Here is a 25,904-nt window from a genome sequence, read left to right as displayed (position 1 = left end):
GGGCCTTGTGCGGTGCTGAAATACCGGCGAGTTGCTAGCAAAACGGGGGGATGGAGTGATGGCATCCGGAACGCGCGCCCGGTCCCGTGACCGATCGCGGACACGGGGCGTTGCGGCGCCCCCACAGAGACCGGCGCAGCGGTCGGCCTCGCCGGGCGCCCTCCACTCCAAGGTGCGTTCGGGGCAGGCCGGGGCATTCCGGTTGCAACGCCTTGTCCTGTTCGAGATCGCGGCTGCCGTCCTGCTCGTCGGGTGGGTGATCGATCCCGTGGCCTTGGTGCCCGCGGCCGCCCTCGCCGTCTGTCTGGTGCTGGTCTCCTTCCTCCGTCGCCGCAGCCGTTCCCTGACCGAATGGCTGGCCACGGCGCAGGCGTTGCGTGCGCGGCAGCGGCGGGCGGCGAGCACGCCGATACCGGAGGGCACGGAGCCCGGGCTGGCGCCGGCCTGGGAGTGCGACCCGAGTCTGCGGACGTACACGTACGCCGGCCGTGACCGCCGGCCTGTCGGAATCGTCGGGGACGGTACGTTCGTGACCGCGGTCCTGCATGTCGAGGCCGACGCCACCGCGCTGCGGGCGGAGCGGAACAGACAGCCGTTGCCGCTCTCTCTGGTATACGACGCCCTCGAGGTGGACGGTGTCCGGCTGGAGTCGGCGCAGGTCGTGCTCCACACCCAGCCGGCGCCCGCGATCCATCTGCCCCAGCAGTCCGTGGCCGTCGCCAACTACGCGCCTCTGCAGGAGCAGACGGGCGCACCGGCCGTACGCATCACGTGGATCGCGTTGAAGCTCGACCCGGAACTGTGTCCGGAAGCCGTGGCCGCGCGCGGGGGCGGCCTGGTCGGAGCGCAGAAGTGCGTCGTGCGTGCCGCAGATCATCTCGCGAGCCGGCTGACCGGAGCCGGATTCCGGGCGACCCTCCTCGACGAAGAGCAGCTGATCTCCGCCATCGCCACCTCGGCCTGCGCCAACCCGCTGGTGACGGCGGAGGCGGGGCGGAGGGACACACAGGAGCGGCGGACTGAGGAGTCAGGCCGGAACTGGCGCTGTGACAACCGCCGACACACCACGTACTGGATCCGTCGGTGGCCCGCACTGGGTGGCGAGAGGGCGCCGTCCTTGCCGCAGCTCGTCGCTCTGATCACTGCCGTCCCCACCCTCGCCACCACCTTCAGCCTCACGCTCAGTCGCGGGGAGCGGAAGGAGGTGTCCGTGTGCGGGCACCTGCGGGTGACCGGGCGCAGCGACGACGAACTCGTCGCCGCCCGGCGCGCAGTGCAGGCCGCGGCCCGGCACACGGGCATGGGGCTCGCCCGACTCGACCGGGAACAGGTACCCGGCATGCTCGCCACTCTGCCCCTCGGAGGTGCCCGGTGACGGCGACGACCCCGCGCGTGGGACAGGCGGCGGCCACCGGCCGGGGCGCGCGGCAGACATCTGCCCCCGAGCGGGCGCGTGAACTACTGCGCCGCGGCTTCGGGTTGATCGGCCCGAGACACCCGCGGCACTCCGTGACCGTCGACCAACTGGACACGCTCGCCCTCCCCGTCGCCGACGACGGCGTCGTCATCGGTGTGGACGCGGAGAACCGGCCCGCGGTACTCGGGCTCAATCGGCCGCTGCCGTACGACGTCGTCCTCATCGGTGGGCTGTGGACCGCACAGGTCATCGCGCTCAGGGCGGCAGCGACGGGGGCGCGGGTCGCCGTGGAGACGGGGCGGGCACAGGTCTGGATGCAGATGGTGCACGCCATGGGGGGCGGCCAGAACGGGATGGCCGTGTACGACGTCGGGCGGGTGCCGCCGCTGGGTGCCTCAGCCGGTACGCCGGTGCTGGTGGTGCGGGACTGCGGGATGCGGCCGCCTCGCGGTCGCGTGGTCTCCGGTCCCTGGCAGTCGGTGCTGACCCTGTTGCCGTACGTCAGCCCTGTCGCTCCGCGGCTCGTGCGGCAGTCGCGGCTGGTCGGGATTCAGAGGGTATCGCCGGACGAGGCCACGGAACTGAGCCGCACTATGGCACTCACCCGAGCCGAGATGGACTCCCTGCCGGGACTCTCCGACGGTCTTACCCTGTGGTGTACCGATCGCGATCGGCAGTACGTGATGACACAGCCCACGGACGCGGAGACCGGGCTGTTGGGTACGCCACGTCGGATGGACTGACGGATCTCGTAGCGGAAGCGCTCGTAGCACCCGGTTTGTCAACTGTTGCGCCTGGAATTACGTCGCATTTGCGGGGCTTTCAAGGGCCGCCGTTGCTGTGGAGGGGCAGACGGGCCTGCCGGGGTGAGGCGTGTGGTGATTAGGCTGGTACGGGGCGCGACGTCAGAACCCGTGGAGTGGGCGTCGGCGTCCCAGGGGGAAGCGGGGGCGCCTGTGGATCGGACGACCTCGGACGACCTCCATACGCCTCAAACGACATCGCACGACGTCGGACGACAAGCAAGGGTCGCCCCAGCACGGCATGAGGGTGCTCGACCACACCAGGAGGAACACTGTGAGCAGCGATCGGGACGGGAACCGCGGGGGCTGGGCGACACCCGGCGATGACCAGCCCGACGCGGAGTCCGCGGCAGAGGTGACGGGCGAGTTCACCATCGACTACGCGCCGCCGGCCTGGTACACGCAGAACGCCTCGGGGAGTTCGAGTTCGGGGCAGGGGGCGGGCCAGTCCGAGGGCTCCAGTGCTTCCGGGGCACCCGGGGGGTCACGTCCGCAGGGGGGTTCCGGGGGGCCGAGGGGGCCGGTTCCGCCGCTGCCGGGGCTCACTCCGCCGCCGCATGCCAATCCTTCTGGTGCGGCGTCGTCCATTCCGAGGCAGGGGCAAGGAAACGGGCAGGGGCAGGCCGCCGGCTCGGCTCCGGCGCAGGCTCCTTCTCCGGCTCCAGGGGCGCCTTTCACGCCGCCCGCGCCGCCGCCTGCTCCGGGCGCTCCGTTCACGCCTCCCGCTCCTCCCGCGCCCGCGCCGGGTACGCCCTTCACGCCGCCCCCGCCTGCTGCCGGGGGGCCGTCTGCCGGAGGGCCGGCTGCCGTGCCCCGGCTTCCGGTGGGGTTCGAGCCGCAGGGGCGGACCGAGGCGCCTGCGGCGGATTCGGCCTCTCCTACGGCCGTGCCGAACATCCCCGTCGGCGGGTATCAGGCGCAGTGGGCGCCGGCCGCTCCGTCGGAGGTGTCGGAACCCCCGGCTGCTCCGGCCACTCCCGAGGCTTCGGCTGCTTCTGCCGCTCCGGCCGCTCCTGCTTCCGAGGATGCGGAGCCGGAGAACGGTGACCTGGAGAGCGGTGCCACGATGCGGTTCTCCGCCGTCGCCCTGAAGCGGGAGATCGAGGAGCGCGCCGCCGAGGTCGAGGCGCGGCTGGAGTCGGCCGACGACGACCAGGACGAGGACAAGGGCGGGGACGAGGACGGTCTCGCCGTCGCTTCCGGCCCGGGCGATGGGGCGGAGCCGGGTGACGAGTCCGGCGGTGACGTCGAGGAGGCTCCCAGGGACGCCGAGGCCGACGCCGACGCCGATGAGGACGTTTCCTCCGACACGGCCGTCGCGGTTGACGTGGCCGACGCGCCCGGTGCGGACGGTCCTGCTTCCGACGACGCCGACAGCGGGGACGCGGACGCTGCGGTGACCGCACCGGAGGAGGAAGCTCCCGAGGACGCGGCTGCGGCTGCGGAGGAAGCGGCTCCGGAGGCGGAGACGGACGCGGCCGAGGACTCCGCGCCTGCGGATGCGGTGCCTGCGGACGAGGCCCCGGCCGACGCAGCTCCTGCGGACGAGGTTCCGGCTGCTCCCGAGCCGGCCGACGCACAGCCCACCGACCCCCCGCCCACCGACGCCGTGCCCGCCGACGCCGCTCCCGAGGGCGCCGCTCCGCAGGACGCCGCCGTGCCCGGACCGGCCGACGTCCAGCCCGCCTGGACTCCCCCGGCACCGCAGGCCATGCCGCCGCTGCCGCCGTCGTATCAGCCGGCCGCCCCGGCCCCGGCCCCGGCCAGCCAGTGGCCCGCACAGCCGCAGGCCCAGCCTCAGCCGCAGGCGCAGCCCCAGGCACAGCCCACGGACCCGAACGCTCCCGCGCAGGGGCAGCCGTCGTTCCAGCCGCAGGCGCCGCAGCCCGCACCCGCCGCCTGGAACCCGCCGGCCGCACCGACGCCGCCGCCGAACCAGCCGCCCGCCCAGCCCGGACCGCAGCCCGGGGCCTACGGCTTCCCGCATCCGGGCGCTCCGGCCCCGGCCGCACCCGACGCCCAGGGCGGCTACGGCTTCCCCCACCCCGGCGCCCCCGCCCAGCCCCCAGCCGCACAGCAACCGCCGGCCCAGCAACCCAACACCCCGCCCACCCCCACCCCCAACACGCAGGACGGCTACGGCTTCCCCCACCCCGGCGCCCCCGCCCAGCCCCCAGCCGCACAGCAACCGCCAGCCCAGCAGCCCAACACCCCGCCCACCCCCACCCCCAACACGCAGGACGGCTACGGCTTCCCGCAGCCCGGGCCCAACCCCCAAGCCGGTTACGGCTTCCCGCACCCCGGCACCCCCGCCCAGCCCCCGGCCGCACAGCAGCCGCCGGCCGCGCAACCCCCCGCCCAGCAGCCCCACACCCCGCCCGCCCCCGCGCCCAACGCGCAGGACGGTTACGGTTTCCCGCACCCCGGGGCGCCCGCGCCGGCTGCTCCCCATCCCCAGGGATACGGCTTCCCCCACCCCGGCGTGCCCCCGCAGGGCCAGCCGCAGCCCGAAGGGCAGCCGCCTCAGCAGCCCGTGGACCCGCGGACCGGGGCCGCCTGGCCGCAGCCCATGCAGCACGACCAGCGGCAGCCGACCAACCCGGGTGCCGCGCCGCTCGGTTACACCGCTGCCGTGGAGCTGTCGTCCGACCGGCTGCTCAACAGCAAGAAGCAGAAGGCGAAGAGCAGCCGCCCGGTGGCCGGTGGCGGGCGGTTCAAGATCGGTGGGAAGAAGGAGGAGGCCGAGCGGCAGCGGAAGCTGGAGCTGATCCGCACGCCCGTGCTCTCCTGCTACCGGATCGCCGTGATCAGCCTCAAGGGCGGTGTCGGCAAGACGACCACGACCACCGCGCTCGGCTCCACGCTCGCCACCGAGCGGCAGGACAAGATCCTCGCGATCGACGCCAACCCGGACGCGGGAACCCTGGGGCGTCGCGTGCGGCGCGAGACCGGGGCCACCATCCGTGACCTCGTCCAGGCGATCCCGCACCTCAACTCGTACATGGACATCCGGCGGTTCACGTCCCAGGCGCCGTCGGGCCTGGAGATCATCGCCAACGACGTCGACCCGGCCGTGTCCACGACGTTCAACGACGAGGACTACCGGCGCGCGATCGACGTGCTGGGCAAGCAGTACCCGGTGATCCTCACCGACTCCGGTACCGGTCTGCTCTACAGCGCCATGCGCGGTGTGCTGGACCTCGCCGACCAGCTCATCATCATCTCGACGCCGTCGGTGGACGGTGCGAGCAGTGCGAGTACGACGCTGGACTGGCTGTCGGCGCACGGGTACGCCGACCTCGTCGCCCGGTCCATCACCGTCATCTCCGGTGTGCGCGAGACCGGCAAGATGATCAAGGTCGACGACATCGTGTCGCACTTCGAGACGCGCTGCCGCGGCGTCATCGTCGTGCCGTTCGACGAGCATCTCGCCGCCGGTGCCGAGGTCGACCTGGACATGATGCGGCCGAAGGTGCGGGAGGCGTACTTCAACCTCGCGGCGATGGTCGCCGAGGACTTCACCCGCCACCAGCAGGCCCACGGCCTGTGGACCTCCGACGGCAACCCGCCGCCGGTGGCCGCCCCGCCGCTGCCCGGCCAGCAGGTCCCCGGCCAGCCCGTCCCCGGCCAGCCCCCGTACCCCGGCCAGCAGCAGCCGGGCCCGTATCCACAGCAGCCGGGACAGCTCTACCCGCAGCAGCCTGGGCAGCCGTACCCCCAGCCCGGCCAGCCCTACCCCCAGCCGGGGCAGCAGCCGTATCCGCAAGCGGCAGGCCAGCCGCCCTACCCGCAGCCGGGGCAGCAGGGCCAGCCCGGGCAGCCGTACCCCCAGCAACCCCAGCCCGGGCAGCCCCCGGCCGCCCCTCCGCAGCCGGGCTACGGCTACCCGCAGCCGGGCCAGTCCGGCCACCCCGGGCAGCCCGACGGGCAGGGGCAGACGCCGCCGCCCCCGCCTCCGACGCAGTAATCGCCTCACCCGATCGGCCCCTTTCGAGGGGCCGGTCCCCTTCGTGGCCCGCGCCGTTCCCACTCGGCGCGGGCCACGGCGCGTTCGGGGCCAAATCCGTTGCCAGGCCCTGGCCAGGGGCGCGTCAGTGGTCTCGACCAATGGCCGTGAAAAGCTCGCCAATTCGTTATTTCCGCAGGCCACAAGGGGTGAACGCGCCGTTGACGGGTGGAGACGGCCGCTGATACATACTCAGCATCCACTGACAGCTGATCAACCCGTCCTTCCCGTCCGAGCGATGACGCGAGGTCCGACCATGGACACGAAAGATCAGACACGCAGCCTCCCGCGCGGCCTCAGGCTCGTCGCCGTGGCCGGTGCGGCGGCGCTCACCCTCACCGCCGGTCTCGCGACCCCGCTCGACCCGGCGCCCCGGCAGGCCCGGGCGGCCGACGACGGCAAGAAGACGCTGACCGTCGCCGTGGCGCAGAGCGTGGACTCGCTCAGCCCGTTCCTCGCGGTCCGGCTGCTCAGCACGAGCATTCACCGGCTCATGTACGAGTACCTGACGAACTACGACCCCAAGGACAACCACGCCATCCCGGGCCTGGCCACCAAGTGGGAGCCGTCGCCGGACAAGCTGACCTGGACGTACACGATCCGCTCCAACTCCACGTGGTCGGACGGCAAGCAGGCCACCGCCGAGGACGCGGCGTGGACGTTCAACAAGATGATGACCGACTCCGGCGCGGCCACGGCGAACGGCAGCTACGTCGGGAACTTCAGGAAGGTGACGGCACCCAGCCCCACCAAGCTGGTCATCGAGCTGAAGAAGCCGCAGGCCACGATGACGGCGCTCGATGTGCCGATCGTGCCGAAGCACGTGTGGGAGAAGGTCTCGGACTTCTCCGAGTTCAACAACGACAAGAGCTTCCCGGTGGTGGGCAACGGGCCGTTCGTGCTGACCGGGTACAAGGCCGACAGCTACGTCCGGCTCAAGGCCAACAAGAGGTTCTGGCGCGGGGCACCGAAGTTCGACGAGCTGGTCTTCCGCTACTACAAGGACCAGGACGCGGCGGTGTCGGCGCTGCGCAAGGGCGAGGTGTCGTTCGTCGCCGGTTCGCCGTCCCTGACACCCGCTCAGGCGGCGTCCCTGGAGGGCGCGGAGAACATCAAGGTCAACGACGCCCCCGGCCGCCGTTTCTACGCGCTCGCCACCAACCCGGGCGCGAAGGCGAAGAACGGCGAGAAGTTCGGCGACGGCCACCCGTCCCTGCTGGACCAGCGGGTGCGCAACGCGCTGTTCAAGGCCGTCGACCGCAAAGCCGTCATCGACAAGGTGTTCCAGGGGCACGCCGTCGAGGGCGAGGGCTACATCCCGCCGCGCTTCTCGCAGTACTTCTGGAAGCCGTCCGCCGGCCAGAAGCTGACGTACGACCCGGCCGAGGCGGCCCGGATGCTCGACCGGGCGGGTTACCGGAAGAACGGCGACGGCAAGCGCGTCGGCAAGGACGGCAAGCCCATCACCTACCGCGTCCTGTGCCACGCCACCGACCCGAACGACAAGGCGGTCGGCAAGTACCTCCAGGAGTGGTGGGGCGAGCTCGGCATCGGCGTCCAGCTGAACTGCCTGGACAACGTGACCGACCCCTGGCTCGCCGGCAAGTACGACCTGGCCTTCGACGGCTGGTCGGTCAACCCGGACCCGGACTTCGTGCTGTCCATCCACACCTGCGGCGCGCTCCCGGCGACCCCGGAGGAGACGGGCGCGACCGACAACTTCATCTGCGACAAGAAGTACGACGAGCTCTACGCCCGGCAGCTCGCCGAGTACGACCCCGCCAAACGGGCGGACATCGTCAAGCAGATGGAGTCCCGGCTGTACGACCTCGGGTACATGAACGTCATGGCGTATCCGAACGCGGTCGAGGCCTACCGGACGGACCAGATCGAGTCCATCACGACCATGCCGGCGAAGGCGGGGAACATCTACGGCCAGGACGGCTACTGGAGCTGGTGGTCTGCGGTCCCGGCGGAGTCGAGCGGCTCCTCGGACAACGCGTCGTCGACGGGGGTCGTGGCCGGGATCGTCGGAGGTGTCGTGGTCCTCGCCGGGCTCGGTGTCTTCGCGGCGCTGCGGCGGCGCTCCACCGCCGAGGACCGCGAGTAGAGCGGGCGAACGGACACTCATGACCGCTGACGCGACACCCGCGCTGGTCGAGGACAAGCACGCGGCGGCCGGGCCGCGGGGACGCAAGAGCTCCGCGTACCCGCGGTACCTCGCGGGCAAGGTGGCGGGCGCGGTCGTCTCGCTGCTGGCCGTGCTCGTCACCAGCTTCTTCCTCTTCCGGCTGATCCCCGGCGACCCGGTGAAGACCATGACGGGCGGCCGTCAGGTCTCGGCCGAGCAGCTGGCCGCCTATCGCGAGGAGTTCGGGCTCGACCTGCCGCTGTGGCGGCAGTTCACGGACTACTGCGGCAAGGCGCTCACCGGCGACTTCGGGACGTCGTACCAGTTCCGGGCCCCCGTCGTCGACAAGATCACCGAGGCGCTGCCGAACACCCTGCTGCTGACCGGGACCGCCTTCGTCCTCTACACCGCGCTGGGTGTCTTCCTCGGCACCCGCTCGGCGTGGCGGCGCGGCGGGCTCGGCGACCGGGTCAACACCGGCCTGGCGCTCACGCTGTACTCCATCCCGTCCTTCTGGCTCGGGCTGCTGCTGATCATCGTGCTGGCGGTGGGCATCGGCCCGGTCCCGGGCATGTTCCCGACCGGCGGCATGGAGTCGGGCGGCGAGGAGGGCTTCGCGTACGTCGTCGACGTGGCGCACCATCTGGTGCTGCCGGTGGTGACGCTGGTGGCCGTGGAGTACGGGCAGACGCTGCTGGTCACGCGGTCGGCGCTGCTGGACGAGATGGGCAGCGACTATCTGACGACCGCGCGGGCCAAGGGGCTGCGCGACGACCTGGTGCGGCGCCGGCACGCCGTGCCCAACGCGCTGCTGCCGACCGTCACGCTGATCTTCATCAACCTCGGCCGGACGGTCGCGGGCGTGATCCTCGTGGAGACGGTGTTCTCCTGGCCCGGCCTCGGCGGGCTGTTCTACCAGGCGCTGAGCGTGCCCGACCTGCCGCTGGTGCAGGGGCTGTTCTTCGTGTTCGCCGCCGCGGTGATCCTGATGAACACCCTCGCCGACCTGGTGTATCCCCTGCTCGACCCCCGGGTGGCCCGATGACGACGACGACCGGCACGGGCCTGAGCCCGCGCGCCCTCGCCCGGCAGCGGCGCCGGGCCTCCGTCGCGCGCTTCTGGCGGCAGTACCGCTCCGAGCGGGCGGGGCTGTACGGCCTGACGGCGCTCGCCCTGTGCGCGCTGCTGGCGCTGTTCGCGCCGCTGTTCGTGGGCTCCGACGTGAGCAGTGTGACCGACGCGCCGGGGCGTCCGATGCAGAGCCCGAGCGCGGAGTTCCCGCTCGGCACGGACCAGTTCGGGCGGGATCTGCTGGGCCTGGTGGTCTGGGGTTCGCGGGTGTCGCTGCTGGTCGGGCTGCTCGCGGCCGCGCTGTCGGTGGCGATCGGCACGCTGATCGGGGTCACGGCCGGGCACTTCAAGGGCTGGTACGCGACCGTCATGATGCGGATCACCGACTGGTTCCTGGTCATGCCGACGCTGGTGCTGGCGATCGCCCTGGCCACCGTGATGTCCCGCTCGCTGACCACGACCGTCGTGGCGATCGGCGTCACCACCTGGCCGACCACGGCCCGGCTGGTGCGCGCGCAGACCCTCGCCGTGGAGACCCGGCCGTACATCGAGCGGGCGAGGGCGCTGGGCGGCGGGCACTGGCACGTCATGTCGAGGCACGTCCTGCCCAATGTGATGCCGCTGGTGCTGGCCCAGACGACCCTGATCATCTCCTCGGCCATCCTCGCCGAGGCGACCCTCGCCTTCCTCGGGCTCGGCGACCCCACGGTCGTGTCGTGGGGCGGGCTGCTCCAGGACGCTCGGGAGGCGGGCGCGGTCAGTGCCGGGGACTGGTGGTACCTGGTGCCGCCGGGCATCGCCATCGCCGTGGTGGCGCTGGCGTTCACGCTGTGCGGGCGGGCCGTGGAGTCCGTCCTCAACCCCAGGCTGGGGGTGTCGCGGTGACGCTGCTCGACGTCAGGGACCTGACGGTGACGTACCCGGGCGGGGCCGCCGCCGTGCGCGGGGTGGGCCTGCGCCTGGACGCCGGGCAGAAGCTCGGCCTGGCCGGGGAGTCCGGCTGCGGCAAGTCCACGCTGGCGCTGGCCCTGCTGCGGCTCCTGCCCGCCGGGACCCCCATCACGGGCGAGGTCCTGTTCGACGGCGAGGACGTGCTGACGATGAAGTGGGGCCGGGTGCGGGCGGTCCGCTGGGCCGGGGCCTCCGTCGTGTTCCAGGGGGCCATGCACTCCCTGAACGCCGTGCACCGCATCGGCGACCAGATCGCCGAGCCGATCCTGCTGCACAAGAAGGCGACCCCGGCGGGGGCGAAGAAGAAGACCGGGGAGCTGCTGGAGCAGGTCGGCCTGCCCGCCGCCCGCGCGGACGCCTATCCCCACGAGCTGTCCGGCGGACAGCGCCAGCGCGTCATGATCGCCATGGCGCTGGCCTGCGATCCGCGGCTGATCGTCGCCGACGAGCCGACCACCGCGCTCGACGTGATGATCCAGGCGCAGATCCTCCGGCTCATCGAGCAGCTCGTCGCGGACCAGGGCCTGGGCCTGATCATGATCAGCCACGACCTGGCCGTCCTCGCCGACACCTGCGACCGGCTGGCGGTGATGTACGCGGGCCGGGTGGTCGAGGAGGGCCCGGCCCGGCAGGTGTACGAGGACGCCCGGCACCCGTACGCCAGGGCCCTGTCGGCCGCGTTCCCGCGCATCGGCGACCCGTCCTCCCGGTTCGCGCCGCGGGGGCTGGCGGGCGACCCGCCCGACCCGGCGGCGCTGCCGTCCGGCTGTACGTTCCATCCGCGGTGCCCGGTGGCGCTGGAGTCGTGCCCGGAGGAGGACCCGGTGCTCGCCGAGGCGGGGCCGGAGCGCCGGGCGGCGTGCGTCCTGGTCGGGTCGCCGGCCCTGGAGCCCCGCGAGGCCCACGAGGATCCGGACGCCATGGAAGAAGCGAGGCCGAGTACGCCATGACCACGTCCCCCACGGCCCCCGAGGTCACCACGGCACCCCTGCTGAGCGCCCAGGACCTGCACGTCACCTTCCCCGGCCGGCACGGCGGCCCCCGGGCCCGCGCGGTGGACGGGGTCGACCTCGACATCCGGCCCGGCGAGATCGTCGCGCTGGTCGGCGAATCCGGCTGCGGAAAGACGACCCTGGCCCGCTGTCTGCTGGGCCTGGTCGAGCCGACCTCCGGCCGGCTCACGTTCGACGGCCGCCCGCTGGAGTACTCCGGCCGGTCCCTCAAGGCCTACCGCAAGCGCGTCCAGCTGGTCCTCCAGGACCCGAGCGGCTCGCTCAACCCGCGGCACACGGTGTACGACGCGGTCGCCGAGGGCCTGCGCATCCACGGCTACGGAGGCGATGAACGGACGGCGGTCGCCGAGGCCCTGTCCCGGGCAGGCCTCCGCCCCCCGGAGCGCTTCTTCCTGCGCTATCCGCACGAACTGTCGGGCGGGCAGCGCCAGCGGGTCGTCATCGCGGGCGCGCTCGTCCTGGAACCCGAACTCCTCGTCGCCGACGAGCCGGTGGCGTCCCTCGACGCCTCCGTGCGCGGCGAGATCCTCGCCCTGCTGCTGCGGTTGCGCACCGAGCTGGGCCTGTCCGCGCTGGTCGTCACGCACGACCTGGGGCTGGCCTGGAACATCGCCGACCGGGTCGCCGTGATGTATCTGGGCCGGATCGTGGAGACGGGCGCGGTGGAGCAGGTCCTGACCGCGCCCCGTCATCCGTACACGCAGGCCCTGCTGTCAGTGCTGCCGGAGGCCCCCGGCGACCCGGTGGTCCTCACCGGCGAGCCGCCCGACCCGTCAAGGGTGCCGTCCGGCTGCCGCTTCCACGCCCGCTGCCAGATCCTCGCGAGCGGCGAGGCGGACCGGGCGGGCGTCGCGGACGCGTGCCGCAACCAGGACCCGGAGATCCTCGACGGCACCGGCACGGCCCAGGTGGCATGCCACTGGGCCACGCGCTGAGGGGAACCCGGACGGGACCTCCCCGCTCACTGCGTTGCCCGGCAGGGCTTCTCCGGCGGATCACCTCGCGCGAGCCGTGGACCGTAGGATCGGGGGTCATCGCTGTGTGAGGGGGGGCGGGATGGCTGGGACTTCCCCGGCTTCAGGCGACGTACTGGAGCCGGTGAGGCGACACTTGCGAGACCCTTCGTACGACTTCGACGTGGGGCCCGGCTGGCGTCTGTCGGTGCTTGAGTGCCATCAGGCGGTTGCCGCGGAGTTCCCCGAGTATGAGCTCCTTGCCGTGAAGCAGAAGTGGGGCTCTTTGTCCTTCCAGGCGTTTCCGCGGCCATGGAGGCACGGCGGCAACTGGACGGATGCCGAGTCCGCACGTGTCAGTGCTGTGACTGAAGCGTTCGCTGACCGCAGTGAGAGCACCTGTGAGCGATGCGGTGCAGTCGGCTCACTGCGTGAGAGCCGGCGGATCCTTCTGGTGCTGTGTGATCGGTGCGAGACACGCGTTCCGGAGCACGGTCGGCTGCTCTAGCTGCGAGTCCCCCCGGCATGAGCGAGAGCGCTGGGCGTCCGGCAGCCGACGATCGCCGGGGCCTCCTGGACGAGCGTGTCGTCGGTGAGCGCTGCCACCATGAACAGCGCGAAGTCCACGCGGCGCGTCAGGTTGCCGGCCAGTACCGGGTCGCCCACGTGCCGGCTCCACACGGGCAGGCCCTGGCTCTCGCCCTCCTCCAGGGAGCTGCCGCGTACCACGGTCCACCGGGTGTCGCTGGCGAACACCCGCCGGCACGCCTCGACCTGGTCGTCGAGTTCGACGGCGCGGACGAGCTTGGCCAGCACGGTGGCGATCCGGACGCCCAGGGTGAACAGCCGTGAGTACGTGTCCTTGCCGTCGCGGGTGATGTGCCAGCCGCAGGAGAAGACCAGGCGCGCGCCCGGCCGTGCGTGGTCGAGCACCGCCTGTGCCGTGCCCGACGCGTACTGCCGCACACCCCACGGCACCAGTACCGTCAGCACGCCGTCGCACCCGGCGACCGCCCGCCGGATCACCTCCGGGTCGTTCGTGTCTCCGGGGACGACGGTCATCCGGCCTGCGAACGCGGCCAGCTTCGGCACGCTGCGCTCCCGGCACACCCCGACCACCTCGTAGCCGCGCTCCAGGGCGTGCCCGACCATGTACTGCCCGAGCTTCCCCGAAGCCCCGATGATGCAGACCCTCTTCACGCGATCCGTGTCCACGGACATGGCGCGGCCCCTTTCACCGGGATGCCTACCTTATGTTGTAAGGCAAGCTAGCCTTATGCCGTAAGGCGGTCAAGGGAGCGCACGAGGAAGTCAGAGGAGGGCCCCGGGTGGGCGAGGGAAACAAGGGCCGGCGGGGAGCGTCGGCGCGTACTCCGCTCAGTCGCGAGCGGGTGATCCGCACGGCGATGGCAGTGGCGGACGAGAAGGGAGCGGCCGCGCTCACCATGCGGGCCATCGCCGAACCGCTGGGCGTCGAGGCGATGTCGCTCTACCACCACGTCGCGGGCCGGGACGACATCCTCGACGGCATGGTGGACGCGGTGTTCGGCGAGATCGACCTGCCGCCGCGCGAGATGGACTGGAAGAGCGCCCTGCGCCACCGCGCCGACTCCGCCCGTGCCGTCCTGCTGCGCCACCCCTGGGCCGTCGGGCTCATGGACTCCCGCTCCCAGCCCGGCCCGGCGACCCTGCGCCATCACGACGCCGTCATCGGGACGCTGCGCGCCGGAGGATTCTCCGTCCCCATGGCCGCGCACGCCGTCTCACTGATCGACAGCTACCTGTACGGGTTCGTGCTCCAGGAGCTGAGCCTGCCGTTCAAGGGCGCGGCGGAGCTGGACGAGGTCGCGGGCGCCATCCTGCGCGACATGCCCGCCGACACCTACCCCCACCTCACCGAACTGGCCACCGAACACGTCCTCAAGCCCGGCTACGACTACGCCGGCGAGTTCGCCTTCGGCCTCACCCTCATCCTCGACGCCCTCCACCCGGACGAGGCCGCGAGCGCATAGCGGGTGGCCGGATGTGTCAGGGCCGTCAGGCGGACCGCTCGGCCTCCGCCACCAGTTCCCGGCAGCGCTTGACGTCCTCGGCCATCTGCTCCAGCAGCGCGTCCAGCGTGTCGAACCTCGCCTGTCCCCGCACGAACGCCAGGAAGTCGACGGCGACATGGAGGCCGTACAGGTCGAGGCCCACCCGGTCGATGGCGTACGCCTCCACCGTGCGCTCGGTGCCGTCGAACTGCGGGTTCGTGCCGACGGAGATCGCGGCCGGCATCGCCTCGCCCTGGGCGTGCAGCCAGCCGGCGTACACACCGTCGGCCGGAATGGCCGTGTGCGGCAGCGTCTCCACGTTGGCGGTCGGGAAGCCCAGTTCGCGCCCGCGCTGGGCGCCCCGGACGACGACGCCCTCCACCCGGTGCGGACGGCCCAGGATCTCCGCCGCGCCCTGGACGTCGCCCTCGGCGACCAGACGCCGGGTCAGCGTCGAGGAGAACGGCTCGCCGCCGCCCGCCTCGCCGGTCACGTACAGGTCGACGACCTCGACCTCGAAGTCGTAGATCTTGCCCTGCTCGGCCAGGAACTCCACGTTGCCCGCGGCCTTGTGGCCGAAGCGGAAGTTGGGGCCCTCGACGACCGCCTTGGCGTGCAGCTTGTCGACGAGCACCTTGACGACGAAGTCGGCCGGGGACAGCTTCGAGAACTCGGTCGTGAAGGGAAGGATCAGCACGGCGTCCACACCGAGATCGGCCATGAGTTCGGCGCGGCGGTGGTGCGGGGCGAGCAGCGGCGGGTGGCTGCCGGGGCGGACGACCTCGCTGGGGTGCGGGTCGAAGGTGACGACGACGGCGGGCACGCCCAGCTCCCGGGCCCGGTTCACGGCATGCCGGATGATCAGCTGGTGTCCGCGGTGGACTCCGTCGTAGGAGCCGATGGTGACGACGCTGCGCCCCCAGTCCTGGGGGATGTCCTCCAAGCCACGCCAGCGCTGCACTGTGCCTGCTCCTTGTCGAAAGCTCGTCGAACCCGTGTCCGTGGTTGTTCCTGGTTGCCTCGTACGCAGGTCTAAGGGTGCCATGCCGGGTGCCTCCGGCCCGCATCGGCATGGGGGTGTGACCGGGCGCACGAGGCCGCGTCCCCTCCGGCCTGCGCCGGATCCCGTCAGGCCGGGACGCCTGCGCCCGCCAGGTTCTCGATCGTCCGGTGCGAGCTCGGCCCGACCAGCGCCGCCCACTCCTCGGGCGCGGCGGCCAGCCAGCGGGCCACGCGGGCGGCGAAGCCGGGCACGTGCCGGCCGAGGTCGACCAGGGCGCGGTCGAAGCGGCCGGCGCCCTCCGGCGTGCGCACGAGGAGCAGTCCGATGCGGCGGACGAGGTCGCGCAGGTCGTCGCCGCCGTTCCGGGCGGCGGCGTGCAGCAGCGCGTCCAGGACGTCGGTGTCGCGCTCGCGGTCCAGCAGCGCGTCGCGCAGCTCGCGGCGCAGCGGGCGGGAGGCGGGGATGCCGGGCGGGGTGAGCACCGCGGCGAGGGCGCACCGCAGCCGCACCGGGCCGTCCTCCAGCAGGCCGCTGACCAGCGGCAGGAGCACGGCCCGGGCGGTAGGCCCACGGTCGATCCGCTGGTCGACGTACGCGGCCACGTGCCCGGCGAGTTCCGGCCGCCGCTGTGCCGCCTGCCCGACCAGCGCGGCGACCCGCCGGGCCAGGCCGGGCGGGGTGGCGTCGGCGAGCGCCCACAGCGCCTCCTCCGGGTCCGGCCGCTCCAGCCGCACCGCGAAGGCGCCGAGGACCGGCTCGGGGTGGGCCGCGAGGGCGGCGGCCGGCGCGTCCGGCGGGAGATGTGGGTCGCCCGCCGCGAAGTGCTCCAGCGCCCGGGGGAGATAACGGTCCCGGGTGTGCGGATCCTGGACCAGGAGGGCGAGTGCGCCGCCGTGCAGGGCGCGGTCGGCGGGGCGGGCGAGCAGAGTGAGGGCCGCGTAGCGCAGGAGGGCGCGGTCGCCTCCGGCGCTCACATGCGGCGCGACACGCAGACCGTGCGCCATCGCGGCACTGCGTCGCGCCGGGCGCTCGTCGCGCGCCCACCGGTCGACGGCCCGGCACACCGCGGAGGGCTCCTCCTCGGCCAGCACGGCGAGCAGTTCGTCGGCCCTGCGATGGGCGCGGTCGACGAGCACGTCCACCAGGTCGTCCAGAGCGCTGTGCCGGTGGGTGTGCAGCAGCGCCTGCGCGGCCGTGGCCACGGTCGCGTGCGGGGTGGCGGGCAGCGGCTGCTCGTCGTCGAACCAGCGGGCCAGCAGCGGCTGCACGGCGGTGGGATCGGCGGCCAGCAGCCGCGCGACGGTGTCCAGGAACCGGGGACCGGCCTCGCACGGCGGGCCGTCGGCGTGCACCAGCCGCCTCAGCAGCGCGAATCGCTCGTCCTCCGGCAGCCGTACGCCGGCCCAGAACGCGGGCCCGACCTCCTCCGACAGGGGCCTCCCCTGCCGCCGCCAGGCCACGATCCGGTCGGCGAGCAGCCGCAGCACCTCCGCGTACGGCGTCGCCTCGGGCACGGCCGACAGGGTCCCGGCGAGCAGCCGGGCCGCCCACCAGGACCGCGGATCGGCGTCCAGGGCGTACACCAGGTCCGCCAGCCGGGAGGCCAGCCGGCCGGTGCCGTGCTGGCGGGCGACGAACAGCAGGGCCTGGACGACCGGCCCGATGCGGTGGTGCGGGACGGGGTCGGACTGGGCGTCCGGCCGGCGGTGGACCAGGACGTGCAGGGCCTCGTCGAGGTCGAGGTGCATGCCCTGGAGCCAGTCGGCGAGCTCCTCGTGGGCGAAGCGGTAGCCGGATCCGGCGGGCACGAGCAGGCCCTCGGCGAGGACGGCCGCTGCCCAGCCGGTGCCACCGCCGAGCCGCTCCGGTGCGGGCCCCCACGGGAACACCGACTCGAAGGCCTCCCGGTCCAGGTCCCCCAGCCCGGGCCCGAGCCCGCGCCGGGCGGCCTCGTGCACCTGCCCGGCGACCTTGGCGGCCAGGCGCCGGACGGCCGTGCCGCGCAGGCCGTTCCCGGCAGCCAGCCGCTGGGCGATGCGCAGGGACATCAGGTCCAGGTAGGCCGCGAAGACGTCGTCGCGGCCGACGGTGGCGCCGGGGCCGTGGGGACTGGTCGGACTGTCGCCTGCGCCGGCGAGGGCCGCCCGGACCTCGGCGAGCAGTCGCAGGGTGAGAGGGTGCCGGGCGTCGGTGTCGAGGAGGGCGCTCTCCGGGATGCCGTGGCGCAGGCGGGCCTCGCGGGCCTCGTCCTCGGTGAGATCGCCGAGGCGCACACAGGCGGGCCCGCCGTCGGCACCGGCCGGCCGGTGCAGGACGTCCGCCGGGAAGCCCGCCCCCTCCCAGTACTCCGCCCGGGACGCCACGACCAGCCGCACTCCCGTCTCCCGGAGCCACCGCACCGTCCCGTCCGTCCAGTCGGCCCGGCGGCGGGCCGGTGCCAAGGGCATCTCCTCCGGGCCGTCGAGGAGCAGCAGCAGGGGCCGGCCGAGGGCGCCGGCGAGTCGGGCGAGGCGCTCGGGCGTGGTGTCACCCAGGTCGGCCGGCAGGTGACGGGGCCGGGACGCGGCCACGACAGGGGCGGCCCGGGTCAGCGCCCGGCGTGCCACGTCGGCCACCGAGGCGTCGTCGCCCCGCAGTTCGCAGCCGCGCAGCCACAGTGTGGGATGCCCGGCGCTCGCGCGGCGCGCGGCGAGCGCCGCGAGTTCCGTCGTACGGCCGCTGCCGGGCGGCCCGACGAGGCCGAGCACCGCCGCGGGTCCTGCCGTGAACGCGCCGAACTCGGCCACCACAGCCGCCCGCTCCACCGGCTCCGGGAGTCCCGTGCCGCCGGGCGGGCCGTCCAGCCCCACCGCCGTGCCGGTCAGCTCCAGCACCCCGGCCAGGTTGAGGTCGGCGCCGTACGCGGGGACCGTCGCCGCGTTCTCGGCGAGCAGCTCGGCGAGCGGGCCCGCCGCGCCGGGGTCCCGGGGATGCAGCGGCACGGCGAACCCGACGTCGCTGTGGTCGGAACTGAGCGCCGTGCCGAGGACCCCGACGACCGCGCCGCTCGCGGCGTCGAGCACCGGGCCGCCGGCCGCTCCCCCGCCCAGCCGCAGCGCGTCCCGCCCTGCCGTGCCGACCGCCAGTTCCAGCGCGCCGTCGAGGCGGTGGAGGCGGTCCGTGGCGGTGTACGTCACGGCCGTCGAGCCCAGCACCCTGGCCTCGCGCCAGCCGCCGGCGGCGATCCGCACATAGGCGCCCGTCCCGGCCCCGCCCCGCACGGTGACGGGCAGCGGCGGGACACCGAGGCCCTCGGTCCGTACGAGGGCCAGGCCGAGCGCGGGCAGCGGGGTCACCGCGTCGGCGGACACGACCCGGCGCCGGTCCCCGGCCCCGTGCAGGACGAGCCGGGGCAGGCCGTCGACCGCCTCGTGACTGGTGACGAGCGTGCCGTGGTGGTCGGCCAGGAAGCCGGTGCCCCGGGGCCGGCCGGCGAGGTCGTGGATGCGGACGAGGGCCGGGCCGGATGCCCCGGCGTCGGTCCCCTCGGTCGTCTGCTCCGCTGCTTCGGGGCGGTCCTGGGATCCTGATGCGCTGTCCTGTGTCTCCCCGGACCGGTTCCGCGACGTCATCGTCGAGCCTCCCCGCCGTACACCCGTGCCCTTGTGTTCGACGGTAGGGCCGGGATGATCAGCCGGACAGATCGCTCGGCGAAAGCGCCCCCTTCCGCTCCCCCGGTTCACTCCGAGCGCCCGCACGGACGGGTGAACGGAGAGGGGAGGCTGGATACACCCTAGGGGTGGGGGAACCGAGGGGGGACCGTGGAGCGGCGGCAGTGGAGGTACCCCGTGGTCGCCGCTCCACGGGCGGACGGTCCCGGTCGGTCCGTCAGCCGAAGACGGCCAGGCTCTTGGCCTTGCCCCGGTGCTCCTCGACGAGGGCGAGGAAGCGGCCCTCCGGGTCGAAGACGGCGACGGGCCCGGAGCCCGCGTACTCCTCGGGCATCTCCAGCCGTACGCCGTTGGTGAGCAGCTTGGCCCGCCGGGCGTCGACGTCCCAGCGGCGGAACGCGGCCGCGGCGGCCTCGGCGACCGGCATCACGGTCAGCTCCTGCTGGAGCTGGTCCAGGGTGCGGGCCGCGTCCAGCTTGTAGGGGCCGACGCGGGTGCGGCGCAGGGCGGTGAGATGCCCGCCGACGCCGAGGTCGGCGCCCAGGTCGCGGGCGAGGGCCCGGATGTACGTGCCGGAGGAGCAGACGACGGAGACGACCAGGTCGAGTACGGCCGTGCCGTCCTCGGCGACTGCCTCCCGGACGTCGTACACGCCGAAGGAGGAGACCGTGACGGGCCGGGCCGGGATGTCGAACTCCTCGCCGTCCCTGGCCCGCTTGTAGGAGCGCACGCCGTTGATCTTGATGGCGCTGACCTTGGACGGCACCTGCATGATGTCGCCGGTCAGCTTGGCGATGCCGGCGTCGATGGCGTCGCGGGTGACCTGGGAGGCATCCGTGGAGGAGGTGATCTCGCCCTCGGCGTCGTCGGTGAGGGTGTTCTGCCCGAGCCGGATCGTGCCCAGGTACTCCTTCTCGGTCAGCGCGAGGTGACCGAGGAGCTTGGTGGCCCTCTCGACGCCGAGGACGAGCACGCCCGTCGCCATCGGGTCGAGGGTGCCGGCGTGCCCGACGCGTCGCGTTCTGGCGATGCCGCGCATCTTGGCGACGACGTCGTGCGAAGTGAAGCCCGACGGCTTGTCGACGATGACGAGGCCGTCGGGCGTGGTGTGCTTCTGGGTCATTCGGCGGTGTCGTCCGTCTCGTCGTCCTCGTCCGGCTTGCGGTACGGGTCGGCGTCGCCGGCGTACTTCGCGCCCGCGGAGGCCTCCCGCACCTTCTCGTCGGACTGGCGCGCCTTGTCGAGGAGGTCCTCGATGGCGCGCGCGGTGTCCGGGAGGGCGTCCATGACGAAGGTCAGGGTCGGCGTGAACTTCACGCCGGCGGCCCGGCCGACCTCGGAGCGCAGGACGCCCTTGGCGCTCTCCAGCCCGGCCGCGGCGGCGTTCCGCTCCTCTTCGTCCCCGTACACGGTGTAGAAGACGGTCGCCTCCCGCAGATCGCCCGTGACCCGCGTGTCCGTGATGGTGACGTGCGAGCCGAGCCGCGGGTCCTTGATCCCACGTTGCAGCTTCTGGGCCACCACTTCCCGGATGAGGTCCGCCAGCCTCTTGGCCCGCGCGTTGTCGGCCACTGGTCCGTCTCCCGTTCTTTCCTGTCTGGGTCGTTCTCGGTTCGTCAGTCGTCTTCGCCGTGGAAGCGCCGCCTCACGGACAGCAGCTCCACCTCGGGGCGGGCGGCGACCAGCCGTTCGCACCGGTCGAGGACCTCGCTCACGTGCCCCGCGTCGCCGGACACCAGCGCGAGGCCGATGACGGCCCTGCGGTGGAGGTCCATGTGATCCACCTCGGCCGCGCTCACCGCGTACTTGCGCTGGAGCTCGGCGACGATGGGGCGGACGACGGAGCGCTTCTCCTTCAGCGACCGTACGTCGCCGAGGAGCAGGTCGAAGGACAGAGTCCCCACGTACATGTGTATCCGGATGACCCGCCGGTACGGGATCGATGGCCCTGCGGTTGGGGCAGGGACATCAAGAACGGTACCGCGTACCGTCCGGTGGCTCGACGGGGTTTTCCTTTGCCCGCCCACCCGCCCGACACGGTCGGCCAGGAGGCGCTGCCCCCGGGGCTCCGCCCCGGAACCCGGCGGGGACTGCGTCCCCCGCACCCCTCGCGGAGCTTCGCGCCGCGTACCAGGGCGGGTGTGCGTCGATCAGCTCCGCAGGAGGGACAAACGGCCAGCCGGCCGACGGGGCGGGGCCCCGTCGGCCGGTCTGGGAACCGTGGGTTACACCCGCGGCTTCTCGCGCATCTCGTACGTCGCGATGACGTCGTCGACCTTGATGTCGTTGAAGTTGCCGAGGTTGATACCGCCCTCGAACCCTTCGCGGATCTCGGTGACGTCGTCCTTGAAGCGACGCAGGCCCTCGATGTTGAGGTTCTCCGCGACCACCTTGCCGTCGCGGATGAGGCGGGCCTTGGTGTTGCGCCTGACCTCGCCGGAGCGGATGAGAACACCCGCGATGTTGCCCAGCTTGGACGACTTGAAGACCTCGCGGATCTCCGCCGTACCGAGCTCGACCTCTTCGTACTCCGGCTTGAGCATGCCCTTGAGGGCCGCCTCGATCTCCTCGATCGCCTGGTAGATGACCGAGTAGTACCGGACGTCCACGCCCTCGCGCTCGGCCATCTGCTGCGCACGCCCGGCGGCGCGCACGTTGAAGCCGATCACGATGGCGTCCGAGCCCATCGCCAGGTCGATGTCGGACTCCGTGACCGCACCGACGCCGCGGTGCAGGACGCGGATGTCGACCTCTTCGCCGACGTCCAGCTGGAGCAGGGAGGACTCGAGTGCCTCGACGGAACCGGAAGCGTCACCCTTGATGATCAGGTTCAGCTGCTGGACCTCGCCGGCCTTCAGCACCTTGTCCAGGTCCTCCAGCGACACACGGCGCGTGCGCTTCGCGAAGGCCGCGTTGCGCTCGCGCGCCGCACGCTTCTCCGCGATCTGACGGGCCGTACGGTCCTCGTCGACGACGAGGAAGTTGTCGCCGGCACCCGGGACGTTGGTCAGACCCAGGACCTGCACCGGCGTCGACGGGCCGGCCTCGGTGACGAGGTTGCCGTTGTCGTCGTGCATCGCCCGGACCCGGCCGTACGCGTCGCCGACCACCATGGTGTCGCCGACCCGCAGCGTGCCGCGCTGGACGAGGACCGTCGACACGGCACCACGGCCGCGGTCGAGACGGGACTCGATCGCGATGCCCTGCGCGTCCTGGTTCGGGTTGGCCCGAAGGTCGAGCGAGGCATCGGCCGTGAGGACCACGGCCTCCAGCAGGGAGTCGATGTTCAGCCCCTGCTTGGCGGAGATGTCGACGAACATGGTGTCGCCGCCGTACTCCTCGGCCACGAGGCCGTACTCGGTCAGCTGACCGCGCACCTTGGTCGGGTCCGCACCCTCGACGTCGATCTTGTTGACCGCGACGACGATCGGGACGTCGGCCGCCTTGGCGTGGTTGAGCGCCTCGACCGTCTGCGGCATGACGCCGTCGTTGGCCGCGACGACGAGGATCGCGATGTCCGTCGACCGCGCACCACGGGCACGCATGGCGGTGAACGCCTCGTGACCCGGGGTGTCGATGAAGGTGATCTTGCGCTCTTCGTCGTTGACCTCGGTCGCGACCTGGTAGGCACCGATGTGCTGGGTGATGCCGCCGGCCTCGCCCGCGATGACGTTCGTCTTGCGGATGGCGTCGAGGAGCCGGGTCTTACCGTGGTCGACGTGACCCATGACGGTGACGACCGGCGGGCGGACCATCAGGTCCTCCTCGTCGCCCTCGTCCTCGCCGAACTCGATGTCGAAGGACTCGAGGAGCTCGCGGTCCTCCTCCTCCGGGCTGACGATCTGAACCGTGTAGTTCATCTCGTCGGCGAGGAGCTGGAGCGTCTCGTCGGAGACGGACTGCGTGGCCGTGACCATCTCGCCGAGGTTCATCATGACCGCGACGAGCGACGCCGGGTTGGCGTTGATCTTCTCCGCGAAGTCGGTGAGCGAGGCACCGCGCGACAGGCGAACGGTCTCGCCGTTGCCGCGAGGCAGCATCACACCGCCGACCGACGGGGCCTGCATGGCCTCGTACTCCTGACGGCGCTGCCGCTTCGACTTGCGGCCACGACGCGCGGGACCGCCGGGACGGCCGAAGGCGCCCTGCGTGCCACCACGGCCACCGGGACCACCGGGACGACCGCCGAAGCCGGGACGGCCACCGCCGCCACCGGGACGGCCGGCGAAACCGCCGCCACCGCCACCGGGACCACCGGGACGGCCGGCGAAACCGCCACCGCCGCCACCGGGACGACCCGCGAAGCCGCCGCCACCCGGGCGACCGCCGCCGCCACCGGGACGACCTCCGCCACCGGGACCGCGGCCGCCGGGGCCACCGCCACCGGGACGCGGACCGGCAGCCGGACGCTGCGGCATCATGCCGGGGTTGGGACGCGGACCGCCGGGACCGCCGCCGGGACCGCCGCCGGGACGCGGACCGCCGCCCTGCGGACGGGGCATGCCGCCCGGAGTGGGACGCGCGCCGCCCGGAGCCTGCGGACGAGGACCGCCGCCCGCACCCTGCGGACGAGGACCGCCCTGGCCCTGGCCCTGCGGACGCGGCGCGCCGCCGGGGGCACCGGGGCCGCCGGGACGCGGGGCACCGCCCGGACGGGGCGCCTGGGGGCGCGCCATGCCGGTGGAACCACCAGAGGTGAACGGGTTGTTGCCCGGGCGGGGACCCGCCGGACGGGCACCGGGACGCGGGGCGCCGCCACCCGGACGCGAGGCGCCGGGGCGCTCGCCGCGGTCACCACGGCCCTGGCCGGAACCACCCGGACGCGGGGCACCCGGGCGCGGCGACTGGCCGGCCGGACGCGGGGCGCCCGGACGCGGACCGGAACCTTGCGACGAGCCCTGCGAGGAGGGAGCCGACGGGGGTGCCGTGAACTCGGGCGCGGTCGGAGCCGGGGACGCCGGGGCGGGCCGCGGCGCGGGCTTCGGGCCCGGGGTGGGACGGGGGCCGGGAGTGGCCGGTGCGGCCGGAGCCGCGGGCTTTTCGGCGGCTGCCGGCTTGGGGGCCGGCGGGCGCGGGGCGGCCGGACGGGCAGCCTGCGCCGGGGAAGGGGCTGCCGGCTTCGCCGGGGCAGCCTTGCGTGCGGGGGCGGGCTTGCCGCCTCCGTTGCCCTGCTGGAGGGCGTCCGTCAGCTTGCGTACAACGGGCGCTTCGATGGTCGAAGACGCCGAACGGACGAATTCACCGAGCTCCTGGAGCTTGGCCATGACGACCTTGCTCTCGACACCGAACTCCTTGGCGAGTTCGTAGACCCGGACCTTAGCCACTTCGCTCCTTTGAGGTCCGGGTGAAGCCGGACCGTCGCTAGTTCATGGGCGTACTCATCGCGTACTCATCGAGTGCTCATCGCAATCTCGACCTGCTTTCGACTCGCGAGGTACCTAGACCGCACGGGGGGTTCCGTACGGCACGTTCTTACCGTGTTGCCTGATCGGCAACTGTTGTCTGCTCGACGTATCGGCGCAACGCCTTTGTGTCGGGCGCTCCCGGGGCGCGCAGTGCCCTCGTGAACGCCCGGCGGCGAACCGCCTGGTCCAGACAGACCGGTGTGGGATGCACATACGCACCCCGGCCGGGCAGCGTACCGCGTGGATCAGGGGTGCATGCACCCTCGATCAACACGACCCGCAAAAGATCGGCCTTGGCCGCTCGCTCCCGACATCCCACACAAGTGCGTTCAGGGCATACTCGGGTGCGCGTCCGGCCAGACACCGTTAAGTCTACCTCCCCGTAGGCGCCTCACCCCTTTGGGGCAGGATTCGAACAGTTGCGGGCCCGAACCTGTCGTGATCTGAACGACCCGCGGCTTGGATCTATTCCCCGGCCCGGTCGTCCCCGGCCGGTTCGGTGTCCGGCCGGATGTCGATCCGCCAGCCGGTCAGCCGGGCCGCGAGGCGGGCGTTCTGCCCTTCCTTGCCGATGGCCAGGGACAGCTGGTAGTCGGGCACGGTCACCCGGGCCGACCGGGTCGCCATGTCCACGATCTCCACCTTGGAGACACGGGCCGGGGACAGCGCGTTCGCCACCATCTCGGCCGGGTCCTCCGACCAGTCGACGATGTCGATCTTCTCGCCGTTCAGCTCGCCCATCACGTTGCGCACACGGCCGCCCATGGGGCCGATGCAGGCGCCCTTGGCGTTCAGGCCGGACCGGGTGGACCGTACGGCGATCTTCGTGCGGTGACCGGCCTCACGGGCGATCGCGGAGATCTCCACGGAACCGTCGGCGATCTCCGGCACCTCCAGGGCGAAGAGCTTCTTCACCAGATTGGGGTGCGTCCGCGACAGCGTCACGGACGGGCCGCGGACGCCCTTGGCCACCCGGACGACGTACGACCGCAGCCGCATGCCGTGCGGGTAGGTCTCGCCCGGCACCTGTTCCTGGACCGGCAGGATGGCCTCGAGCCTGCCGATGTCGACGAGCACGTTCTTCGGGTCGCGGCCCTGCTGGACCACGCCGGTGACGATGTCGCCCTCCCGGCCGGCGTACTCGCCGAGCGTCGCGTCGTCCTCGGCGTCGCGCAGGCGCTGCAGGATGACCTGCTTGGCCGTGGTGGCGGCGATACGGCCGAAACCGGACGGGGTGTCGTCGAACTCGCGGGGCTCCTGGCCCTCCTCGAGGTCGTCGGGGTCCTCCTTCGCCCACACGGTCACATGGCCGGTCTCCCGGTTGAGCTCCACGCGCGCGTGACGGCGGCTTCCCTCGGTGCGGTGGTAGGCGATGAGGAGGGCCGATTCGATCGCCTCGACCAGCAGGTCGAAGGAGATCTCCTTCTCCCGAACCAAGCCCCGCAGGGCACTCATGTCGATGTCCACG

Annotated in this window: 18 protein-coding genes; 9 read left to right on the top strand and 9 right to left on the bottom strand. The window is 72.8% G+C overall.

Features of this window, described 5'->3' with window-relative positions; genetic code table 11:
• The first annotated feature begins 58 nt into the window (after positions 1-58).
• The 8 genes from eccE (at position 59) to ACIBL4_RS29440 (ending at position 12,327) form a co-directional block, all read left to right on the top strand.
• A complete protein-coding gene (gene eccE / locus ACIBL4_RS29475; RefSeq protein WP_399414822.1) occupies positions 59-1,375 on the top strand; it encodes a type VII secretion protein EccE in 1,317 nt (438 codons plus the stop codon).
• A complete protein-coding gene (locus tag ACIBL4_RS29470) occupies positions 1,372-2,160 on the top strand; it encodes a hypothetical protein (protein WP_399414821.1) in 789 nt (262 codons plus the stop codon). The genes eccE and ACIBL4_RS29470 overlap by 4 nt, the downstream gene beginning before the upstream one ends.
• A 301-nt stretch (positions 2,161-2,461) precedes the next feature.
• Complete coding sequence (locus ACIBL4_RS29465) at positions 2,462-6,187, top strand: SCO5717 family growth-regulating ATPase (RefSeq protein ID WP_399414820.1); 3,726 nt, start codon at positions 2,462-2,464, stop codon at positions 6,185-6,187.
• A 295-nt stretch (positions 6,188-6,482) separates the two neighbouring features.
• Positions 6,483-8,336 carry an ABC transporter substrate-binding protein gene (locus ACIBL4_RS29460; RefSeq protein ID WP_399414819.1) on the top strand — a complete coding sequence of 618 codons (1,854 nt, stop codon included), beginning with the start codon at positions 6,483-6,485 and terminating at the stop codon, positions 8,334-8,336.
• Between the two features lie 19 nt (positions 8,337-8,355).
• Positions 8,356-9,402 (top strand): ABC transporter permease, encoded by a 1,047-nt coding sequence (locus ACIBL4_RS29455; protein WP_399414818.1) that lies wholly within the window; start codon positions 8,356-8,358, stop codon positions 9,400-9,402.
• Entirely contained in the window at positions 9,399-10,313 is a 915-nt protein-coding gene (locus ACIBL4_RS29450; protein ID WP_399414817.1) for an ABC transporter permease, read from the top strand. Before ACIBL4_RS29455 ends, ACIBL4_RS29450 begins: the two co-directional genes overlap by 4 nt.
• Positions 10,259-11,329: an ABC transporter ATP-binding protein gene (locus ACIBL4_RS29445; protein WP_399414816.1), complete on the top strand. Its 1,071-nt coding sequence runs from the start codon at positions 10,259-10,261 to the stop codon at positions 11,327-11,329. Before ACIBL4_RS29450 ends, ACIBL4_RS29445 begins: the two co-directional genes overlap by 55 nt.
• Positions 11,326-12,327, top strand: a complete 1,002-nt coding sequence (locus tag ACIBL4_RS29440; protein WP_399414815.1) for an oligopeptide/dipeptide ABC transporter ATP-binding protein — start codon at positions 11,326-11,328, stop codon at positions 12,325-12,327. Before ACIBL4_RS29445 ends, ACIBL4_RS29440 begins: the two co-directional genes overlap by 4 nt.
• 522 nt (positions 12,328-12,849) lie before the next feature.
• On the opposite strand, the gene ACIBL4_RS29435 is transcribed toward ACIBL4_RS29440, so the two are convergent.
• On the bottom strand, positions 12,850-13,566 hold the full coding sequence (locus tag ACIBL4_RS29435; RefSeq protein WP_399414814.1) for an NAD(P)-dependent oxidoreductase: 717 nt from the start codon (positions 13,564-13,566) through the stop codon (positions 12,850-12,852).
• A 185-nt stretch (positions 13,567-13,751) separates the two neighbouring features.
• On the opposite strand from ACIBL4_RS29435, the gene ACIBL4_RS29430 reads away from it, so the two are divergent.
• Positions 13,752-14,357, top strand: a complete 606-nt coding sequence (locus ACIBL4_RS29430) for a TetR/AcrR family transcriptional regulator C-terminal domain-containing protein (RefSeq protein WP_399414854.1) — start codon at positions 13,752-13,754, stop codon at positions 14,355-14,357.
• Positions 14,358-14,382: 25 nt separating this feature from the next.
• Here ACIBL4_RS29430 and ACIBL4_RS29425 read toward each other — a convergent pair whose 3' ends face one another.
• The 8 genes from ACIBL4_RS29425 to nusA form a co-directional block, all read right to left on the bottom strand.
• Entirely contained in the window at positions 14,383-15,339 is a 957-nt protein-coding gene (locus ACIBL4_RS29425; protein ID WP_399414813.1) for a bifunctional riboflavin kinase/FAD synthetase, read from the bottom strand.
• Positions 15,340-15,506: 167 nt separating this feature from the next.
• Positions 15,507-18,992, bottom strand: coding sequence for a trypsin-like peptidase domain-containing protein (locus ACIBL4_RS29420; protein ID WP_399414812.1), 3,486 nt, complete (start codon positions 18,990-18,992; stop codon positions 15,507-15,509).
• A gap of 256 nt (positions 18,993-19,248) precedes the next feature.
• Complete coding sequence (truB, locus tag ACIBL4_RS29415) at positions 19,249-20,154, bottom strand: tRNA pseudouridine(55) synthase TruB (protein ID WP_399414811.1); 906 nt, start codon at positions 20,152-20,154, stop codon at positions 19,249-19,251.
• Positions 20,151-20,603: a 30S ribosome-binding factor RbfA gene (rbfA, locus tag ACIBL4_RS29410; RefSeq protein ID WP_351412812.1), complete on the bottom strand. Its 453-nt coding sequence runs from the start codon at positions 20,601-20,603 to the stop codon at positions 20,151-20,153. The genes truB and rbfA overlap by 4 nt, the downstream gene beginning before the upstream one ends.
• Before the next feature lie 44 nt (positions 20,604-20,647).
• Complete coding sequence (locus ACIBL4_RS29405; RefSeq protein WP_356929477.1) at positions 20,648-20,941, bottom strand: DUF503 domain-containing protein; 294 nt, start codon at positions 20,939-20,941, stop codon at positions 20,648-20,650.
• A 315-nt stretch (positions 20,942-21,256) separates the two neighbouring features.
• Positions 21,257-24,355, bottom strand: a complete 3,099-nt coding sequence (gene infB, locus ACIBL4_RS29400) for a translation initiation factor IF-2 (RefSeq protein WP_399414810.1) — start codon at positions 24,353-24,355, stop codon at positions 21,257-21,259.
• A gap of 148 nt (positions 24,356-24,503) precedes the next feature.
• The gene (locus ACIBL4_RS29395; RefSeq protein WP_399414809.1) at positions 24,504-24,800 is read right to left on the bottom strand and encodes a YlxR family protein; all 297 of its coding nucleotides are present in this window, start codon (positions 24,798-24,800) and stop codon (positions 24,504-24,506) included.
• Positions 24,801-24,901: 101 nt separating this feature from the next.
• Complete coding sequence (gene nusA / locus ACIBL4_RS29390; protein WP_356925800.1) at positions 24,902-25,903, bottom strand: transcription termination factor NusA; 1,002 nt, start codon at positions 25,901-25,903, stop codon at positions 24,902-24,904.
• Position 25,904 lies beyond the last annotated feature (1 nt).

Source organism: Streptomyces sp. NPDC050416 (assembly GCF_044458845.1).
Taxonomy (GTDB): Bacteria; Actinomycetota; Actinomycetes; order Streptomycetales; family Streptomycetaceae; genus Streptomyces.
The sequence above is the reverse complement of the archived record's forward strand: the minus strand, read 5'-3'. Positions and strand labels throughout refer to the sequence as shown.

Excerpts from the sequence above, each read along its gene's own strand:
- eccE (WP_399414822.1), top strand. The coding sequence starts at position 59 with ATGGCATCCGGAACGCGCGCCCGGTCCCGTGACCGATCGCGGACACGG.
- ACIBL4_RS29465 (WP_399414820.1), top strand. The coding sequence starts at position 2,462 with ATGAGGGTGCTCGACCACACCAGGAGGAACACTGTGAGCAGCGATCGG.
- ACIBL4_RS29460 (WP_399414819.1), top strand. The coding sequence starts at position 6,483 with ATGGACACGAAAGATCAGACACGCAGCCTCCCGCGCGGCCTCAGGCTC.
- ACIBL4_RS29455 (WP_399414818.1), top strand. The coding sequence starts at position 8,356 with ATGACCGCTGACGCGACACCCGCGCTGGTCGAGGACAAGCACGCGGCG.
- ACIBL4_RS29450 (WP_399414817.1), top strand. The coding sequence starts at position 9,399 with ATGACGACGACGACCGGCACGGGCCTGAGCCCGCGCGCCCTCGCCCGG.
- ACIBL4_RS29440 (WP_399414815.1), top strand. The coding sequence starts at position 11,326 with ATGACCACGTCCCCCACGGCCCCCGAGGTCACCACGGCACCCCTGCTG.
- ACIBL4_RS29435 (WP_399414814.1), bottom strand. The coding sequence starts at position 13,566 with ATGTCCGTGGACACGGATCGCGTGAAGAGGGTCTGCATCATCGGGGCT.
- ACIBL4_RS29430 (WP_399414854.1), top strand. The coding sequence starts at position 13,752 with ATGGCAGTGGCGGACGAGAAGGGAGCGGCCGCGCTCACCATGCGGGCC.
- ACIBL4_RS29420 (WP_399414812.1), bottom strand. The coding sequence starts at position 18,992 with ATGACGTCGCGGAACCGGTCCGGGGAGACACAGGACAGCGCATCAGGA.
- truB (WP_399414811.1), bottom strand. The coding sequence starts at position 20,154 with ATGACCCAGAAGCACACCACGCCCGACGGCCTCGTCATCGTCGACAAG.
- ACIBL4_RS29405 (WP_356929477.1), bottom strand. The coding sequence starts at position 20,941 with ATGTACGTGGGGACTCTGTCCTTCGACCTGCTCCTCGGCGACGTACGG.